This is a genomic window from Lentzea sp. CA-135723 (genome assembly GCF_050936595.1).
In the GTDB taxonomy this organism is placed as follows: domain Bacteria; phylum Actinomycetota; class Actinomycetes; order Mycobacteriales; family Pseudonocardiaceae; genus Lentzea.
In genome coordinates this window covers 2114847-2132140 of the sequence record NZ_JBNJMK010000001.1, presented here as the reverse complement: position 1 = coordinate 2132140, position 17294 = coordinate 2114847, and the positions used below count along the sequence as shown (strand labels likewise).

At 69.8% G+C, this 17294-nt stretch carries 14 protein-coding genes; 8 read left to right on the top strand and 6 right to left on the bottom strand.

Going from position 1 to position 17294, the window contains the following annotated elements:
• The first annotated feature begins 9 nt into the window (after positions 1–9).
• From ACQEU1_RS09225 to ACQEU1_RS09210, 4 genes are all read left to right on the top strand, one after another.
• Positions 10–639, top strand: a complete 630-nt coding sequence (locus tag ACQEU1_RS09225) for a GntR family transcriptional regulator (protein ID WP_433198308.1) — start codon at positions 10–12, stop codon at positions 637–639.
• A 79-nt stretch (positions 640–718) separates the two neighbouring features.
• Positions 719–1846, top strand: a complete 1128-nt coding sequence (locus ACQEU1_RS09220; RefSeq protein WP_433198306.1) for an MFS transporter — start codon at positions 719–721, stop codon at positions 1844–1846.
• A complete protein-coding gene (locus ACQEU1_RS09215; RefSeq protein WP_433198304.1) occupies positions 1843–2262 on the top strand; it encodes a Dabb family protein in 420 nt (139 codons plus the stop codon). The genes ACQEU1_RS09220 and ACQEU1_RS09215 overlap by 4 nt, the downstream gene beginning before the upstream one ends.
• Positions 2262–2633, top strand: coding sequence for an ester cyclase (locus ACQEU1_RS09210; RefSeq protein WP_433198302.1), 372 nt, complete (start codon positions 2262–2264; stop codon positions 2631–2633). Before ACQEU1_RS09215 ends, ACQEU1_RS09210 begins: the two co-directional genes overlap by 1 nt.
• On the opposite strand, the gene ACQEU1_RS09205 is transcribed toward ACQEU1_RS09210, so the two are convergent.
• On the bottom strand, positions 2630–5227 hold the full coding sequence (locus ACQEU1_RS09205) for a helix-turn-helix transcriptional regulator (RefSeq protein WP_433198300.1): 2598 nt from the start codon (positions 5225–5227) through the stop codon (positions 2630–2632). The two genes, ACQEU1_RS09210 and ACQEU1_RS09205, sit on opposite strands and share 4 nt — an antisense overlap.
• 140 nt (positions 5228–5367) lie before the next feature.
• Between ACQEU1_RS09205 and ACQEU1_RS09200 the strand changes: the two genes are divergently transcribed.
• The 3 genes from ACQEU1_RS09200 (at position 5368) to ACQEU1_RS09190 (ending at position 9100) form a co-directional block, all read left to right on the top strand.
• Positions 5368–7236, top strand: a complete 1869-nt coding sequence (locus ACQEU1_RS09200) for a protein-arginine deiminase family protein (protein ID WP_433198298.1) — start codon at positions 5368–5370, stop codon at positions 7234–7236.
• A gap of 25 nt (positions 7237–7261) precedes the next feature.
• Complete coding sequence (locus ACQEU1_RS09195) at positions 7262–8626, top strand: M14 family zinc carboxypeptidase (RefSeq protein ID WP_433198296.1); 1365 nt, start codon at positions 7262–7264, stop codon at positions 8624–8626.
• 81 nt (positions 8627–8707) lie between these two features.
• Positions 8708–9100, top strand: coding sequence for a DUF6292 family protein (locus tag ACQEU1_RS09190; protein WP_433198294.1), 393 nt, complete (start codon positions 8708–8710; stop codon positions 9098–9100).
• Positions 9101–9185: 85 nt separating this feature from the next.
• Here ACQEU1_RS09190 and ACQEU1_RS09185 read toward each other — a convergent pair whose 3' ends face one another.
• Positions 9186–11000 carry a ricin-type beta-trefoil lectin domain protein gene (locus ACQEU1_RS09185; protein ID WP_433198292.1) on the bottom strand — a complete coding sequence of 605 codons (1815 nt, stop codon included), beginning with the start codon at positions 10998–11000 and terminating at the stop codon, positions 9186–9188.
• A gap of 46 nt (positions 11001–11046) precedes the next feature.
• Positions 11047–12903, bottom strand: a complete 1857-nt coding sequence (locus ACQEU1_RS09180; protein ID WP_433198290.1) for a discoidin domain-containing protein — start codon at positions 12901–12903, stop codon at positions 11047–11049.
• 117 nt (positions 12904–13020) lie between these two features.
• On the opposite strand from ACQEU1_RS09180, the gene ACQEU1_RS09175 reads away from it, so the two are divergent.
• On the top strand, positions 13021–14022 hold the full coding sequence (locus ACQEU1_RS09175; protein ID WP_433198288.1) for a LacI family DNA-binding transcriptional regulator: 1002 nt from the start codon (positions 13021–13023) through the stop codon (positions 14020–14022).
• On the opposite strand, the gene ACQEU1_RS09170 is transcribed toward ACQEU1_RS09175, so the two are convergent.
• The 3 genes from ACQEU1_RS09170 to ACQEU1_RS09160 form a co-directional block, all read right to left on the bottom strand.
• Positions 14019–14459 carry a hypothetical protein gene (locus ACQEU1_RS09170; protein WP_433198286.1) on the bottom strand — a complete coding sequence of 147 codons (441 nt, stop codon included), beginning with the start codon at positions 14457–14459 and terminating at the stop codon, positions 14019–14021. The genes ACQEU1_RS09175 and ACQEU1_RS09170 overlap by 4 nt on opposite strands.
• A gap of 204 nt (positions 14460–14663) precedes the next feature.
• Positions 14664–14939, bottom strand: a complete 276-nt coding sequence (locus ACQEU1_RS09165) for a hypothetical protein (protein WP_433198284.1) — start codon at positions 14937–14939, stop codon at positions 14664–14666.
• Positions 14940–14979: 40 nt separating this feature from the next.
• The gene (locus tag ACQEU1_RS09160) at positions 14980–17283 is read right to left on the bottom strand and encodes a glycosyl hydrolase family 95 catalytic domain-containing protein (RefSeq protein WP_433198282.1); all 2304 of its coding nucleotides are present in this window, start codon (positions 17281–17283) and stop codon (positions 14980–14982) included.
• Positions 17284–17294 lie beyond the last annotated feature (11 nt).

Genomic DNA, 17294 nt, shown 5'->3' with positions numbered 1-17294 from the left:
GCCAGGCGCGTGCTAGCGGATGACGTCTACGAGCAGATCCGCGCCCTGATCATGAGCGACGGCATGACCCCGGGCGCCAGGGTGAACATAGACGAGCTGGCCCGCCGGCTGGACGTCTCCCCGACCCCGGTCCGAGAAGCACTGGCACGCCTCGAATCCGAGGAACTGGTCAGCAGGCTCCCGTTGCGCGGCTACAGCGTGACGGACCTGCTGAACCGCAAACAGGTGGCCGACCTCTACGCCCTCCGTCTCCTGCTGGAACCCCCGTCAGCGGCGCTGGCCGCGATCAACATGACCCCGGAAGCCGTCGAGCAGGTGGAGGAGGAACTCGCCACCTGCCCGGCGGCCCCCGCCGACAACGCCTACGACGACTACAAGAACCTCACCGCCCACGACCAACGGCTGCACGAACTGATCCTGCGGATCGCGGGCAACGAGGCGGTCCTCCAGTCGTTCGTGAAGACGCACTGCCACCTGCACCTGTTCCGGCTGAACTTCCAGCAGCCGTTCGGGGTGCAGACGATCACGGAGCACCGCGCGATCGTGGACGCGCTGACCGCCAGGGATCCGGAGGCGGCGAGCGCGGCGATGACCGCGCACCTGGAGATCGCCAGGGCAAGGCTGCTGGACCGCATGTAGCACGACCACCGCGTAGGCGACGTACCTACGTAACGCCTACCGACGCGAACACGGACCGGCCGGCGCCAAGCTGGCTCTCGTGACAACACGAACTGCGCCAACGCGAACGGCACGGGCGGTGGTCCTAGCCTCCGCCACCCTCACCATCATGGCCGCGGCCATCATCGCCCCCAGCCTCCCCGCGATGGGCGAGGTGTACGGCGAGGGCGTCCTGGTCCGCCTGGCCCTCACCATCACCTCCCTGGCCATCGCGGTCAGCGCACCGGCAGCGGGCGCGATAGCGGACCGAACAGGCCGCAAACCCCTGCTGACCGCCGGCCTGGTCCTCTACGCCACCGCGGGCACCGCGGGGTACTTCGTCACGAACCTGCCCCTCCTCCTGACCACCAGGGCGATCCTGGGCCTGGCAGTCGGCGGCATCATGACCGCGGTGAGCGCCCTGATCGCGGACTGGTTCGAAGGCAAGGAGCGCGGCAAGTTCCTCGGCTACCAGCAAGCGGCGGCAAGCCTGGGCGGAGTCGTCTTCCTCCCGCTGGCGGGAATCCTCGCGGCACAGGACTGGCGCCTCCCGTTCTGGCTCTACAGCGTGGCCGCCGTCATCGCCGCGGCAGCCGCAACGGGCCTGACCAACGACCGCCCCGAGCGCAGAACCACCCAGAAGCACCCGATCCCCAGACAGGCGCTCGCGATCTACGCGATGGCTCTGACAGCCACCCTCATCTTCTACATGGCGCCGACCCAGCTGCCGTTCCTGCTCAGGTCGATGAACGCCACCCCGACCACCATCGGCATCGTCATCGCCGGCAGCACGGCGGCGAGCGTCGCGGGCGCCCTGCTCTACCCGAAGCTGAACACCCGCCACACCACCGCGATCAGCGTGGCACTGCTCGGCGCGGGCTGGCTCACCATCGGCAGCGCTCCCGACACCGCCCTGATCACGGTGGGACTGCTGATCGGCGGCCTGGGCGTGGGCCTGGTGGTCCCGAACCTCAACACCACCCTCGCCGACCTGGCCGAACCGTCCCAGCGGGGCCGCGTCCTGAGCGGGCTGGTGGCGGGCATCTTCCTCGGCCAGTTCCTCTCACCACTGGCACTCGAACCCCTGATCCGGGCAACGGGCATCGCAGGCGCCTTCACCTGGACCGGAGCAGCAACGACCGCAGCGGCGGCAGCACTCGCCCTCGTCTACAAGGAGAACAGGTCATGATCTACCACGGCAACCGCCTCACCCTGCGCAAGGACGCCTCGCCCGAGCAGATCGAGGAAGCCCTCGAGAGCCTGCGCAACCAGGGACGCGTGATCCCGAGCGTCAAGTCCTTCGTGGTCGGTCGCGACTACGGCGGCGAGTACGAGTGGGGCGCCACGTTCGTCATCGAGGACCTGGAGGGGTACTGGGAGTACCTGATCCACCCCGCGCACCGCAACACCGACCGCGTCGGACTGCCGCTCGTCGACAAGTTCGTCTCGTTCGACATCACCGACGACGAGGACCCCGAGATGGGCGCGAAGATCGCGGCCCTGCACCAGAAGCGGTACGACAGCGACCCCGAGCTCACCCAGCTCGTGTCGAACCTGGGCGAGTACACGGGCAGCGCCGCCCCCGGACACCACGGAGACAAGTGATGCTGACCCAAACCTGGCTCGACTTCTGGAACGGCGATCTCGCCAAGGCCGACGACATCGTCGCCGAGCAGATCGTGTGGCACGTGGCGCCGCTGACCGGTGGTCCGCAGCAGGACCACAGCGGTAAGGCGAATCTCGTCGAGTGGGTCCGCAGCTCGCACGAGAACACGCCCGGCCTGAAGTTCACCATCGACGTGGGCCCGATCGAGCAGGCGCCGTTCACCGTCGTCCGCTGGTTCGCCGAGGCGGGCGAGTTCTCCTTCTACGGCACGGACATCCTCCGCGTCGAGGACGGCAGGATCGCCGAGTACTGGCTCAACGCGGACAGCCTGTGGGCCGCCCAACAGCTCGGGCTCGTGCCGAGGACCTAGAACAGCCCGGCCAGCTGACGGCGTGAGTTGATGCCCACCTTGCGGTAGATGTTGCGCAGGTGGGCATCGACCGTGCGGGGGCTGAGGAACAACCGGGCCGCCACCTCCTTCGACGTGGCACCGGACGCGACCAGCCGCGCGATGTGCGTCTCCTGCATCGTCAACGACTCCACCGCGTCGGCGGAACGGCTCCGCGCCACCTCGCCCGTCGCCTGCAGCTCCACCGCCGCGCGGGCGGCGAACGCCTCCATCCCGATCTCACCGAACAGATCGTGGGCCGCACGCAGCTGAACCCGCGCGTCGACCCGCCGGCCCGCCCGCCGCAACCACTCCCCGTACACGAGATGCGCCCGCCCCAGGTGAGGACGAGCGGAACTGGCCGACAGCCGCTCCACCGCCGTCACGAAACACGACTCCTCGCCGACGACGAGCGCCTGCGCGTAAGCCGCCACACCAGCCGCCCACGAGGTGCCGCAAGGAGAAGTCCGGGCGACCAGGCCGGCCAGTGCCTCCTCCGCCAGGTCCGTCTCGCCGCACCGCACGGCCGCCTCGACCAGCTCGGGCAACGCACTCCCCGCCAGGTAGAGATCGCCGGGCTCGACGGCGGCGCGGGCAGCGGCCAACGCCACCGGGTAGTCACCGAGTCCGTTGTGCAGCACGGCAGACGCCCACGAGGTGTTGGCGACCAGCACCCCGGCCCGCCGGGAAGCCTCCCGCGCCGTGTGCTCGGACTCCGCGAGCACCTGCTGCGCCTGCCCGCGGTAGGCCGCCAGGTGCAACCGCGCGTACCGCAACGGCGGCAGCCCCAGGGCGTCCGCGACCGCCTCCTCCTCGGCGATGGCGGACACCGCTGCCCCGAAGTCCCCGCGCAGCACCGAGCCGACCGCCGACTGCGCCAGCCCGAGCCGCAGCACGAACGGCGAACCGGCCTGCTGCCCGGTCTTCATCAGCCACTCGGTCACCGCGGAGTGCACCCCGGTGTCCCACAACTCACCCGCGAGCATCGTCGCCAGCGCCGGGTGCCGGGTCCACGCCATCTCGTCGCCGGAGAACACCCGCCGCAGCAGCGGAACGGCCGCCGCGTGTTCCTCGTCCGCGAGCAGCACCAACGCTTCCAGCACGTCCGAACCACGAGGAAGCCCGCGAGCCTCCAGGACCACCGCGTCCATCACGCCGCTGGGACGCCCGAACGCCAACGCGATCTCCAACGCGTCCAGCACCCGGTCGCGCACGTCGGCACCGGCGGCCCGAGCCGCCCGCAACACGAACTCGGGCCCGTCGTTCGAAACCGAGCGCACGAACGCGATCCGGCCGCGCAACAGATCCGCCCGGGAGTCCTCACCCGAACACGTCGACAGCAGCTCAACCGCCACGTCCACGGCGCCGGCGTCCAGCTTCGCCTCGGCCGCGGCCAACGTCCGCGCGGCGCGCAACGAGGGATCGAGCGACAGAGCCGCCGACCGTTCCAGGAAAGCCGCGGCGGCCGCCACCCCGCCACGAGACCGCGCCCGATCCGCCGACAGCTCCAGCTCGGCGGCCAGCGAGTCGTCCGGCCCGGTCCCGGCCGCGGCGAGGTGCCACACCCGCCGATCAGGATCGGCCACCGGATCAGTGGCCGCGGCCAGCGCCAGGTGCACCGCCTGCCGTTCGGCGGCGGACGCGGCCAGGTACACGGCCGACCGCGCCAGCGGGTGGCAGAACCGCACCCGCGCCGAGACGCCGACCAGCCCGGACGCCTCCACCTCCGCTCCGGCCACCGCCACGTCGATCCCCAGCCCGCGCGCGGCCGCCCACAGCAGGCCGGGTTCCCCGGTCGGGTCGGCACTGGCGACGGTCAGCAGCAGCCGCGCCGGGTCCGGCAACCGGGCGGCCCGCTCCTGGAAGCTGCGTTCGATCCTGCTCGGCACCGACGCGACGTCCGGCATCGCGAACCCGCCCGCCCTGGGCAGTTCCAGCAACGCCAACGGGTTCCCGCGCGCCTCCGACAACAGCCGTTCGCGCACCTTGTCGTCCACCACCGCGGACGTCAGCAACGCCCGCGCGTCGGCGTCGGCCAGGCCACGCACCTCCAGGCCGGGCAGTTCGTCCATCCGGGACGGTGCGCCGGGCCGTGCCGCGAACACCAGCACCACGGCCTCGGACGCGAGCCGCCGCCCCAGGAACGCGAACACCCCGGCCGACGCCTCGTCCAGCCAGTGCGCGTCGTCCACCAGGCACAGCAGCGGGCCTGACCGGCTCAGCAGGTCCAGGGTGGCCATGCCGACCCGCAGCACATCAGGTTTTCCGATGGCCAGCCCGAACGCGACGTCGAGCGCCTCCCGGTGGTGACCGGACGACGAGCCCAGCAGCGGCTGGCACAGCTGGTGCAGCGCGGCGAACGGCAGCGAGGTCTCGTACTCCGACCCGGACGCCTCCAGCACCCGGAAACCCGCCGCCCCGCGCACGTGACCGAGCAGCGTGCTCTTGCCGATGCCCGCCTCGCCCCGCAGCACAAGGGCACCGCCCCGGCCTTCGAGGCCTGCGGCGAGCATCCCGGACAGACAACGGATCTCGTCGTCCCGCCCGAGCAGCGAGGGGGTGGTGAGCACGTCCATGACCGAACCGTATGCGAGGCCAACCGAGACGCGTCACCCGTTCGGCCCACGACCTGAGGTGGATGCGTAGTCGCCTGAAGTCGGATGCGTCGGCATTGCGAATTTCAATAGCCTGAGGAACACACGAGGGGGAACTTGTGATGCGACGTGTTCTGGCGGCCACCGCGGTGGCCGCACTGACGAGCGTGATCTTCACGGGGGTACCGGCGCAGGCCGCGCCGGGAGCGACGCTGCTGGCCGACACGAACCGCGACGGCGGGGTCGACTGGGCCGACCAGGCCGGCAAGACGAGGTGGACCACCACCAGAGGCGCGATCTTCCTGCCCAACCTGGACGACGACGCGAAGCGCTGCGAGGTGACCGAGGAGGACCTCAGGGACCGCGCCATCGCCGTCGACGAACGCCTCGCGGCCTGCAACGACGCCCAGGACGACGTCCTCAACGGCCCGCAGGACGCCCAGGACCTCGCCCCGCTGCGCACGATGCCGCGCAGCACCCAGGCCGGCGGCACCATCGAGCTCGGCGCGAACCAGGGCCGGTACGCCCGCCTGTGGGTCGAACGGAACGGCACCTGGACGTCCCTCGGCGACAAGGGCGCGCTCACCGCCGCCGAACTCCGCAAGGGCGTCAAGCTCGGCCTGGAGGGCAAGGACGTCATCCGGGACAAGGCCGTCTGGGACGGCACCGTCACCGTCACGCTGAAGTCCGGCGGCGGCACCGACCCGGTCCAGCTCAGGGTCGCCCCGCTGATCATGCAGAACGACCTGAAGGCACCGAGCAGGGTCGTCACCTCGAAGCCCATCAGCCCGGGCCTCGACGCGGGCTACCCCGAGTTCCTCGCCGGCCTCAAGGCGGCGGTCAAGGCCGCGAACCTGCCGGACGAGACCCTTCAGATCGTCGAGAACGACGACCGCTGGTTCCAGGACATCTTCGAGCCCACCACGGCGTCCATGCCGGGACCGAACGGAAGACCGCAGGTCATGCGGGTGCTGTTGCGCAGCGCCAACTACCGGCCGGGCATGGAGTTCGAGGGCGTCCACTACCCGCCCGCCCTGCGTCCCGCCGGCCGTGTCGTGTTCAGCGCCCTGCGCGGCCCGGACGTCGGTGTCGTCCAGCAGTACACGCCCGACCGCACCGAGGCCGTCGACGACAGCCTCAACTCCACCGGCAACTACGAGAGCCTGCCACCGTACCGGGGTCACGAGCTGGGCCGGCCGCTCTTCGGCAGCACGGCGGGACGCATGCCCGACCCGACGTTCGCCAGGATGATCGGCTCGCAGTACGCGGACCCGGTCGTCATCGACACGTCCTGGCTCGCCGTCGGCCACTCCGACGAGACCGTGCACGCCATCCCGGCCCGCAACGCGCGCGGCTGGACGCTGATGGTCGCCGACCCGAGGCTCGCCCTCGACGTCCTGCGCAAGGCCACAAAGGACGGTCACGGCGGCGCGGTCCTGTTCGAGGGCACCAGCGAGCGGGACAAGCCCACGATCGACCAGGCGCTGGCCGACCAGGAGTTCCTGCGGCGCAACGAGACCGCGGCGAAGCACATCGACACCCAGCTCGCCGTGCTCACCAGGGAGACCGGCCTGGCCGACCGCGAGCTGGTCAGGGTTCCCGTGCTGTTCCAGGAGTTCCGCTGGCCGGAGCTGACCGCGGCGGCAGGCGAGCTCACCGCGTCCGGCCGGATCACCCGCGAGCAGCTCACCGGCCTGAGCGAGCGGATGCGCAGGGGAGAGGCACCGGAAGCGGTGTTCGTCGCGCACTCCGCGGGCATCCCCAACGGCATCTCGCTCGGCGGCGGCGTTTTCGGCGCCCCGGACCCCCACGGACCGCGCGTCGGCGGCACGGACCTGTTCCAGGCCAGGACGGAACAGGCGTTGAGCGGCACCGCGGTCAAGATCAAGTGGGTGGAGGATTGGGACTTCCTGCACGCCGGTGCGGGAGAGGTGCACTGCGGGACCACCGCGTTCCGCGAGCCGACCAGGGCGGACTGGTGGCGCGCCTGATGGAGTCACAGGGGGTTTCACCGGAATGAAGAGGCTGAGCCTCGCGCTGGCGGGCGCCGCCAGCGCGGCTTTGTTGATGGGCACGTCGGTGGCGGCGCCACCGGAGCAGCCGACGGCGCAGGAAGGCGCCACCTACGTCTACCGCGTCCCCGCGCCGCTGGGGCAGAAGGCACAGGACCTGCTGGCCCGGGGGTTCGACGTCCTCGAACAACGCGACGGCGACGACCTGTTCGTGCTCGGGTCGAAGGCCACGCACACCGACCTCGCCGACGCCGGGTTCGCCGGCGAGGTCGAGTCGGTCATGGCCCCGCCGTCGAACGACCTGAAGACGCGCGGCCACGGCGTCACCGAGACCTACTACGGCGGCTACCGCACGATCAACGCGCACTACGCCCACCTCGACCAGGTGGCGTTCAAGTACGCGGGCCTCGCGAAGGTCGTCGACTACGGCGACTCGTGGCGCAAGACCCAGGGCGCCGGCGGCTACGACCTCAAGGCCGTCTGCCTCACGAAGTGGCGTCCCGGCGACTGCAGGCTGTCGCCCAACTCCCGCAAGCCGCGCATGGTCGTCTCCGGCCAGATCCACGCCCGCGAGATCACCACCGGCGACATGGCGTGGCGCTGGATCGACCACCTCACCCAGGGCTACGGCAAGGACGCCGAGGTCACCTCGCTGCTCGACACCACCGAGGTCTGGGTCATCCCGATCGCGAACCCGGACGGCGTGCAGATCGTGCAGTCCGGCGGCGACTCGCCCAAGCTGCAACGCAAGAACGCCAACTACACCAACGGCCCGAAGGACTGCCCGACGACGCAGGACCCGAACGCCCAGATCGGCATCGACGTCAACCGGAACTTCGACGCGCAGTGGGGTGACAACGGCACGTCGTCCGACCCGTGCCACCAGGTCTACCGCGGGCCGAGCCCGGACTCCGAGGTCGAGACCAGGGCGCTCGAGAAGCTCATGCGGTCGCTCTTCCCGGACACCCGCGGCCCCGGCCTGACCGACCCGGCGGACCCGAAGACCCGCGGCATGGTCGTCACCATGCACGCCGCGCTCAACGTCGTGCTGCTGCCGTGGGGCTACACCACCACGCCGTCGCCGAACGACGGACCGCTGCGCGCGATGGCGAAGGACATGGCGCAGCTCGCCGGGCCCGAGTGGCAGTACGGCCAGCCGGGCGAGCTGCTCTACACCGCGGGCGGCTCGATCGACGACTGGGTGTACGGCGAGCTCGGCGTGCCGCACTACACGTGGGAGATCGGCAACTGGGAGGGCGAGTGCACCGGGTTCCTGCCCGCGTACTCGTGCCAGGACGGCCACTGGGCCAAGGTCAGGCCGATGCTGACCTACGCCACGAAGAAGGCCGCGAACCCCTACGGCGGGTGACCGACCGGATACCCGTACGGATGTCCTGCATCACGTTTCCTGGACACCCCGTACGGGTATCCACCCGGCATGGACCGCGGCATGACCATTGACTTCGGCTTCGACATCGACTTCGACGACTCTGCGGCGCGGCAACTCCGCCGGTACGTCCGCGAGGTCGTCACCGGGCTCGGCCTGCGCGGTGACAGCTCGTGCTTCGAGCTCACCCCGCTGCCCGGCGCCTACATCGCACTGGACGGGCGGCTCGCCGAGCACCCCGACCACTACGTGGCGCTCGTGTGGAAGGAACGCGCGGGCTGGTCGGTCGCGATCGAGGACCGGCTGGGGGAGCTCGTCGAGGTGGCCCACCTCGACGGCCTGCACCCCTCGCCCGCGTCGGTCGTCGCCTGGGTGAAGGAACTGCTGCACGGCGACAAGCGGTCGAACCGGGACTTCGCCGCGTTCCTCCCGGCACCGCGCACCGCGTTGTCCTAGAGGCTGTCGTCCTGGGCTCAGGACGAGCGAAAGGCCGGTGTCCGCCGTCTTCGGACACCGGCCTTTCGCCGTCCTACCTATTCACCTACACGGGCACGGTCCACCGCTGGTTGGCCCCGCCCGTGCAGTCCCAGATCTGCAACTTCGCGCCGTGGGCGTTGTTGTTGCCGATCACGTCGAGACACTTGTTGCTGCCCGCGTTCACCAACGTGCCGCCGGACGCCGTCCACCTCTGGTTCGGACCGCCGAAGCAGTCCCAGAGCTGCACCGCCGAGCCGTTCGCCGTGCCGTTGCCGGTCACGTCGAGGCACTTGCCCAGGCCGCGCACCGTGCCGTCCGAGGACAGCGTCCACGTCTGGTTCGGGCCGCTGAAGCAGTCCCAGATCTGCGGCAGGTTGCCGTTGGTGGTCGAGCCGTTCGTCACGTCCAGGCACTTGCCGCCCAGACCCGTGATCGCGCCGGTGCGGCCCGTCGGCGGCTGGCCGGGATCGAGGTTGCCCGGCCACGTGAACGTCGCCATCGCGCCGGCCGGCAGGGTGTAGCCGAACGTCTGGCCGTTGTACTGCACGCGGAAGTTCTGCTGACCGCCCGAGTTCAGCGCGACGAGCACGATCTGGCCGTCCGGGTTGCGGAAGGCGACGTTCTGCACGCCACCCTCGCCGTAGCCGGTCGAGTCGATGCGGACCGCGCCGGGCTTCACGAACTTCGACAGGTGACCGAGGACGTAGTACTCGGCGTTGTACGTGACGTTGCCGCCCGCCGTGGTGACGACGCCCGTGCAGTTGGTGCAGCTGCCGATGACCGGGCCGTTGTTCTGGTCCAGGGCCATGTTCCAGATCGCCACGGACCGCGCGTGGTTGCGGGTAGCGCCGATCGCGAGGTTGATGCCCTGCCAGCGCAACGTGTCGCGGAACGTCGCCGCGTCGCTGGACGACTTCGTGCCGGAGCACTCGGTGAAGAAGATGTCCTTGCCCGGCTGGTTGTTCTTCACGACCGACTGGCCGCTCGGGTTGCCGCCGTAGCAGTGCCACGCCGAGCCGATCACGTTGTTGCCCGCGCCGTTGTTGACGGTCTGCGGGTAGTTCGTGTCGTCCCAGTTGTGGTCGTAGCCGAGCAGGCGGGCCTGCTCACCGGCCGCGCGCAGCTTCGGCACCAGCGTGTTGATGACGTTGACCTGCTGCTGCGCCGACATCCTCATGCCGGGGTAGCCCGGCGGTTCGAAGTTCGGCTCGTTCTGCACGGACAGGTAGTCGATCGGGATGCCGGCGGCCTTGTACGCCTGGGCGAACTTGACCAGGTAGTCGGCGTAGACCCCGATGCGGCTGTCGTTCAGCTGGCCCTGGATGAGGCTGTTGTTGTTCTTCATCCACGCCGGCGCGCTCCACGGGGTCGCCATGAAGGAGACCTGCGGGTTGAGCTGCTTGGCCTGCTGCAACAACGGCAGGATGTACGCGCGGTCGTGGTCGATGGAGAACCGCGACAGCGACGGGTCCGCGGCGCCGTCGTTGTAGGTGTAGAAGTTCCGCGAGAAGTCCGACGCGCCGATCGGCTGGCGGACGAAGCTCAGCCCGATGCCGTTCGACGTGTTGAACAGGTTGTTCATGATCTCGTTGCGGCGCGGGGAGTTGAAGATGTTCCACGCCGCCGCGTCGGTGAACGACGCGCCGAAGCCCACCATGGACTGGAAGGTGGAGTTCGGGTTCACGGTGATCGTCGACCCGGAACCGCCCGAGCCGAACGTCACGTCCCCTTGCTTGGTGAGGGCGTTGACCTTGTCACCTGTCGTCAGCCAGACGCTCGCGTTGGTCGCCGCGGTGGCGGCGGGGGAGGACACGAGTGTGCTTCCCACCGTCACCACGGCCGCCGCGATCGCGATGCCGCGCCAACGTTTTGTCATCATTGACATAGCGCTCCTTGCAGGGGTGTAAGCGCCCGATAGCAGTTATTCAGTTGTAGAGCCGGAAATCGGCGATGCTCCACCAGTTGCTCGCGGCACCGGTGGACGTGATGCGGACGTACCGCGCGCTGGTGCGGCGGACGTCGATGGTGGTCAGCTGGCCGACACCCTCACCGGACGCGATCCTGCGCCAGCTCGTGCCGTTGTCGCTGACCGAGAGCTCCCAGTCGCGGGCGTAGTCGCCGAGGTTGCCGCCGGAGTCGACCGCGACGCGGCGGAAGTCCTTGCGGCGCCCCAGATCGACCTGGAGGAACTGGCCGGGCGCCTGGGCGCCGTTGTTGGACCAGCGGGTCGAGGCGTCGTCGTCGATCGCGAGCGCGCCGTCCGGAGTCGCGGTCGCACCGGCCAGCGAGACCTGGTCGAGCCTGCTCCTGTGCTGGGTGGTCCAGGTGAACGTCGCCAGCGCGCCGCCGGGCAGGGTGTACTCGAACGTGCGGTCGCCGACGTTGACCGCGAACGACCGCGGGTCGTCGTTCTGGTTGTGCACCACGAGGGCCGTGGAGCCGTCCGGGTTGCGGAACGCGGCGTCCATGATCTGGCCGTTCCAGCCGGTGGTGCCGAACGACGTGCTGGCGATCCGGCGCGCGCCCGGCTTCACGAACTTCGACAGGTGGCCGATCGTGTAGTACTCGGCGTCGGTGACGACCGACCCGTCCGGCTGCACGGTGACGAGGCCGGTGCAGGTGGCGCAGCCGCCCAGGTGCGGGCCGCCGGTGCTGTCGAGCGCGATGTTCCAGTTGACGGCGCTGCGGGCCCAGTTGCGGGTGGTGCCGAGGACGACGTTGCGGGCGTGCCAGCGCAGGGTGTCGCTGAAGACCTTCTCCGGCGGGTCGGCCGCGCCCTTGGAACCGGAGCACTCGGTGAACCAGATGCCCTTGTCCGGGAAGGCGTTGTGCAACGCGGTCTGCGCGCTCGGGTCGCCGTAGTAGCAGTGGTAGGCGGTGCCCGCGACCCACTTCGCGGCCTTGGACCGCAGGATCTGGTACGGGTAGTCGGCTTCCGCCGTGCCGTCGTTGGGGTGCGTGGCCCAGTTGTGGTCGAAGCCGAGGATCTTGGTGCGCGGGCTGGCGAACCTCAGCTTCGGGCCGAGCGCCTCGATCACCTGGACCTGCGCGGCGACGCCCATGTCGGTGCCGGGGTAGGCGTCGGGCTTGCGGTTCTGCGGCTCGTTCTGCACGGACAGGAAGTCGATCGGCACGCCGGCTTTCGCATACGCCTGAACGAACTTCACGAGGTAGCGCGCGTACGCGTCGTAGATCTTCGGGTCGTCCTTGAGCTTGCCGCCGACCAGCGAGTCGTTGTCCTTCATCCACGCGGGCGGGCTCCACGGCGTGGCCATGACCTTGAGCCTCGGGTTCAGGCGCTTCGCCTCGCGCAGCAACGGGAGGATCTTCGCCTCGTCGTGGCGGATGCTGAAGTGCTTGAGCGGGAAGTCCGTCTGCCCGGCCGGGACGTCGTCGTAGGTGTAGTGCTCCCGCGCCGCCGTGAAGTCGGACGAGCCGACGGGCTGGCGCAGGAAGCTGACGCCGATGCCGTCCTCCGGGTCGAACAGCTTGCGCATGGTCTCGGCGCGGGCGGCAGGGGTCAGGCCCGCGAGGACCTCGGCGGACGAGTCGGTGATGGACGCGCCGAAGCCGTCGATCTCCTGGTAGCGGCGGTCGGGGTCGACCACGATCGTCGGGTGCGCCGACTCGCTGGTGCCGAACGTGACGCGCGGGCGTTCGTGCATCAGCTCCGCCCGGTCCGGGGTGGTGACCCAGACGCGGACCTGCGGGGCGCTGGAGGCCTCGGCTGCCGGTACGGCGGTGAGGCCGACTACCAGGGCGACGATCGCGGTTGTTCTCATTGACGTCCTAACGACATGTAACACGTCTAGATCACTGTGAAACGCTGGTGTTTCAGGATGAAACACCTGGGTGTGGCGATCGTCAATGGTTCTGCGGAGTTCCGGTACAGTGACCTGGTGGAACGCAAGATCGAGAACGTGAAACAACGCGCGAGCCTGCGGGACATCGCGGCGGAGACCGGTGTCTCGATCGCGACCGTCTCCCGCGTGCTGAACGATCACGTCAACGTGGCCCAGCGGACCCGTGACCTGGTCCTCCAAGCCGTCGAACGCCGCAGGCAGGTGGTTCCGGAGCAGCGCACGCGCACGGTCTACGTCCGCTGCCCGTACGTCCTCACCGACTACTTCGGCCTGATCGTGTCGTCGATCGCCGAAACGCTGAAACTGCACGGCCTGCGCATGCTGCTGGACGCGGGCGAGTCAGGTCAGGGCTCTGCCGCGTTGCGCGCGCTGCCGGACATGACCGACGTCGACGCGGCGATCCTCATCCTGCCGCCGGAGGAGGGCGACGACCTGGTCGCGCTGTCCCGCGCCGGCTACCCGTTCGTCGTGGTCGACCCGCGCATCCTGCCGTTGCCCGACATCGCCTCGGTGTCCGCCGCGCACTTCGCGGGCGCACGAGCCGTCGCCGACCACCTCATCGCCCTCGGGCACCGCGACATCGCCGTGATCGCGGGCCCGGAGGAGTGGCTCGCCGGAGACGCGCGCCTCGCCGGCCACCGGGCGTCGCTGGCGCAGGCGGGCGTGCTGCTGTCTCCTAGCCGGTTGCGGCACGTGGAACCCACGACCGCGCACGGCAGGACGGCGGCTGTGGAACTGCTCGCGCTGGAGCCCCGCCCGACCGCCGTCGTGTGCTTCAACGACAAGGTCGCCGTCGGCACGTTGCAGGCCGCGCGCGAGTACGGCCTCCGGGTGCCGGAAGACCTGTCGGTGGCCGGGTTCGACGACATCGACCTGGCCGAGGCGACCAACCCGCGCCTCACGACCGTGCGGCAACCGTTGCAGGAGATGGGAAGCATCGCCGTCACGCAGCTCATGCGCGTGCTGGACGGACATCGGCCAGAGGCGTTGCACATCGAACTGGCGACGACGCTGGTGGTGCGGGACTCCACGGCCTAGTGCAGGACGGCCCAGGTGCGGTCAGCCGGGTCGACCAGGACCTCGAGGTTCTGCTCGCCGCGGTAGTGGTTGCACTGGTGGTGCACCTCGAAACCGCTGTCCTCCAGCGGAATCCACAGCTTCAGCTCGTGCGTGACGGACTCGCCGTCGAAGTCCTTGGTGCTGCTCACGACCTCGGCGGTGGTGGCGGTTCCCCTGGCGCGCAGGGCGGTGGTCCGGCTCGCGGACGTGCCGGCCGACGACCACACCCGGTACATGACGAACACGCCGACGAGCACGACCAGTTCCGAGAGGACGATCGCCCACCACGGGCCGCCGGAGAAGGGGAGCGCGACCACGCCGACGGCCAGCGCGGCCGCCACGGTGCCCGCGAACGCTCGTTGCGCGACGGCGGTGGCCGGGTTCGTCAGCACGACTTCGGCCGGGGTTGTGGTCACGCCGTGATCCTAGTGGTGTGGCTCGGAACGTTGCCGGGGGAATGCGCGGGCGGACGGGCGCATCGCGGTGCCGCCCCCACGCCGTCGTACTGGTTGTACGGGGGCGTGGGGGCGGTGCCGCGAGGTGCCCTGCCGAGCGTGGATTACCTCGCCAACGTTCCGAGACACGCCACTAGATCGGCCGCACCGCTCTGCCGCGATAGATCAACGTCCTTGGTGCAGCACGCCCCATCTGCCGGTACGGCTGTTGACGACGAGGTGGACCTGTCCGCCGTTGCGGGCCACCTCCAGGCAGTCCTCGCGGTGGCAGCGGTGCACCAAAATGACCTGGCCGTCCCGCACCGCGCGATGCATGAGCTCGCCGGTCCGGTACAGCTCGTTCGCCACCCCGCCGGACTCCGCGAGGGACCGGAGCCACAGCCCGCTGTACCGGTTCGAAGCCAACTTCGTCATGTCGACCTCGAAGAGGTGTGTGGCCATCGGCGGAGCGTAGCGGCCGATGACCACACACCGCGGCAGATCAGGGACGCAACGTCACCGACTGGCCCTTGTTCAGCCTGACCTTCTTCTTCCAGGTGCCGAAGCGGACCTCGGTCTCCGTGCCGCCGACGCTGCGCACGGTCACACTGGTGACCCTGCTGTCCTTCCACGTCAGGTCGACGCTGAAGCCGCCGCGCGCGCCGATCCCGGTCACCGAACCGGTCTTCCACGCCTTGGGCAGCGCGGGGAGCAGTTCGATCACGCCGGGGCGGCCGTACAGCAGCATCTCCAGCATCGCGGCCGGAGCGCCCAGGTTCGCGTCGATCTGGAAGATCGAACGGTCGCCGAAGCTGTACATGTCGAAGAAGTTGGGCGCCGTGCCGTTCGCGTGGTCGATCGAAGGCCGGATGACCTTCTGGATCAGCTCGTACGAGCGGTCGGCGTCCTTCAGCCTCGCCCAGCAGGCCGCGCGCCACGCGAGGCCCCAGCCGAAGCTCTCCATGCCGCGGGTGATCAGGTGCTGCTTCACGCCGTCGAGGATCGCGGCGGGGGAGTCGTCGCGGTTGATGCGGTCACCGGGGAAGAAGCCGACCAGTGGCGACAGGTGGCGGTGCGTGGTCTCGCCGAGGTCGTCGGGCGACATCCACTCCTGCAGCATGCCGGTCTTCGGGCTGACGACCGGCAGGTAGAGCTTGTCGCGCAGCGCGGACATCCTGCGTCCGTACGCCTGGTCGCGGCGCAGCACCTCGGTCGCGGTGCGGTACGTGCCGAAGAGGTGGTGCACCAGCTCCTGGTTGTAGGTGTTGCCCCTGGTGTCCTGCGGGCCGTGCTCCGGTGACCAGTCGTGGTCGTCGACGAGGCCGTCCGGGGTCTCGACGAGCCTGGCCTCCCAGAACTCGCAGGCGCCCTTGAGCAACGGGTAGATCTTGGCCAGGTAGTCGCGGTCGAGCGTGTACTCGTAGTGCTCGTACAACGACATGCAGAGCCACGCGTTGCCGCCGGGGTGCCACCACCAGCCGCTGCCGCCGTAGATGTTGGTGGAGAAGGCGATCGCCCAGCCGGCCACGCGGTTGTTGGTGTTGCGGAAGCGGTTGCGCTCGTCCTGGTACACGGCCTGCGTGGTGCCGGTCCACGCCGGCAGCTGGGAGACGCAGTAGTCGGCGAGCGCCTCGAACGTGTCCGACAGCGCGGCCCGGTCCGCGAGCCAGTAGTTCATCTGGATGTTGATGTCGGTGTGGTAGTCGCTGTACCAGTCCGGGTTGTTGTTCGACAGCCACAGACCCTGCAGGTTGATCGGCAGGTTGTCCCGCGACGCCGTGATGGCGAGGTAGCGGCCGAACTGGAGGTAGCTCGCCTCCAGCTCCGGGTCGGGCGTCGCGCTCGACGCCCTGGCCCGCAGGCGGGTCCAGGTGTCCATCGCGCGCTGGGCGTCGGTGGAGCGGCCGAGGTCGACGCGCTGCCGGTCGTACTTCTTGCGGTAGTCGGCGACGTGCGTGCGCAGCAGGGCGTCCGCCTTGGCGCGCACCCCGGCCTTCTCCAGCGCGAGCTTCGCCGGCTCCACCAACGGGTCCATGAACCCGGCGGTGTGGTCGGGGACGTAGTTCGTGCCGCCGGAGAACACGATCACGAGGTCCGAGCAGCCGGTGAACGACAGCTTCGCGCCGTCCAGCTTGACCGTCCCATCAGGACTGAACGCCGTGACGACACCCGCGTACGCCAGCTTGTTCGCGAACGAACCGGTGAAGACGGCGGCGGTGTGCGGCGAGTCGCCCACGGTCGGTTCGCCGTGCGCGCCGACGAGGTCGACCGTGCCGGTCTGGTTCGGGCCGGCGAGCCGGACGACCACCACGTCGTCCGGGTGGCTCGAGTAGATCTCGCGGCGGTACTGCTTGCCGCCGTAGGTGTACCTCGTGGTGACGAGGCCGTTGCTCAGGTCGAGCTCGCGGCGGTAGTTCGTGGCGCCCGCGTGGCCGGGGACGTTCACGTAGAGCTTGGCGAGCATGGAGAACGTGCCGAAGTGCGTCGGGTCGTACGGCAGCTGGCCGTCGCCTTCGAGGGCGTCGTTCAGCTCGCCGGTCCACAGCGTGACGTCGGTCAGGTACAGGAAGTCCTTCTCGACGCCACCGCCGACGAGCGCGCCGAGGCGCCCGTTGCCGATCGGGAGACCCTGCTCGATGATCTTCGCCTCGTCGGCGGGAGCGGGATACCAGAGCGTGGTCGGGTCGGCGGTGAGCGGGTTGCCGCCCGGCCGGTACGGCTCGGCGTGCGAGGTGAAGGTGGGCAGGACCACTGCGCCCAGGCCGAGGGCGCCGGTGGCCTTGAGGAACGTGCGGCGTGAGGTCATCTTTGAGCTCC

What these genes read in the sequence shown, in the direction of transcription:
- ACQEU1_RS09200 (WP_433198298.1), top strand. Translation starts at nt 5,368, where the DNA reads ATGCGACGTGTTCTGGCGGCCACCGCGGTGGCCGCACTGACGAGCGTG.
- ACQEU1_RS09190 (WP_433198294.1), top strand. Translation starts at nt 8,708, where the DNA reads ATGACCATTGACTTCGGCTTCGACATCGACTTCGACGACTCTGCGGCG.
- ACQEU1_RS09185 (WP_433198292.1), bottom strand. Translation starts at nt 11,000, where the DNA reads ATGATGACAAAACGTTGGCGCGGCATCGCGATCGCGGCGGCCGTGGTG.
- ACQEU1_RS09165 (WP_433198284.1), bottom strand. Translation starts at nt 14,939, where the DNA reads ATGGCCACACACCTCTTCGAGGTCGACATGACGAAGTTGGCTTCGAAC.
- ACQEU1_RS09160 (WP_433198282.1), bottom strand. Translation starts at nt 17,283, where the DNA reads ATGACCTCACGCCGCACGTTCCTCAAGGCCACCGGCGCCCTCGGCCTG.
- ACQEU1_RS09180 (WP_433198290.1), bottom strand. Translation starts at nt 12,903, where the DNA reads ATGAGAACAACCGCGATCGTCGCCCTGGTAGTCGGCCTCACCGCCGTA.
- ACQEU1_RS09195 (WP_433198296.1), top strand. Translation starts at nt 7,262, where the DNA reads ATGAAGAGGCTGAGCCTCGCGCTGGCGGGCGCCGCCAGCGCGGCTTTG.
- ACQEU1_RS09210 (WP_433198302.1), top strand. Translation starts at nt 2,262, where the DNA reads ATGCTGACCCAAACCTGGCTCGACTTCTGGAACGGCGATCTCGCCAAG.
- ACQEU1_RS09215 (WP_433198304.1), top strand. Translation starts at nt 1,843, where the DNA reads ATGATCTACCACGGCAACCGCCTCACCCTGCGCAAGGACGCCTCGCCC.
- ACQEU1_RS09205 (WP_433198300.1), bottom strand. Translation starts at nt 5,227, where the DNA reads ATGGACGTGCTCACCACCCCCTCGCTGCTCGGGCGGGACGACGAGATC.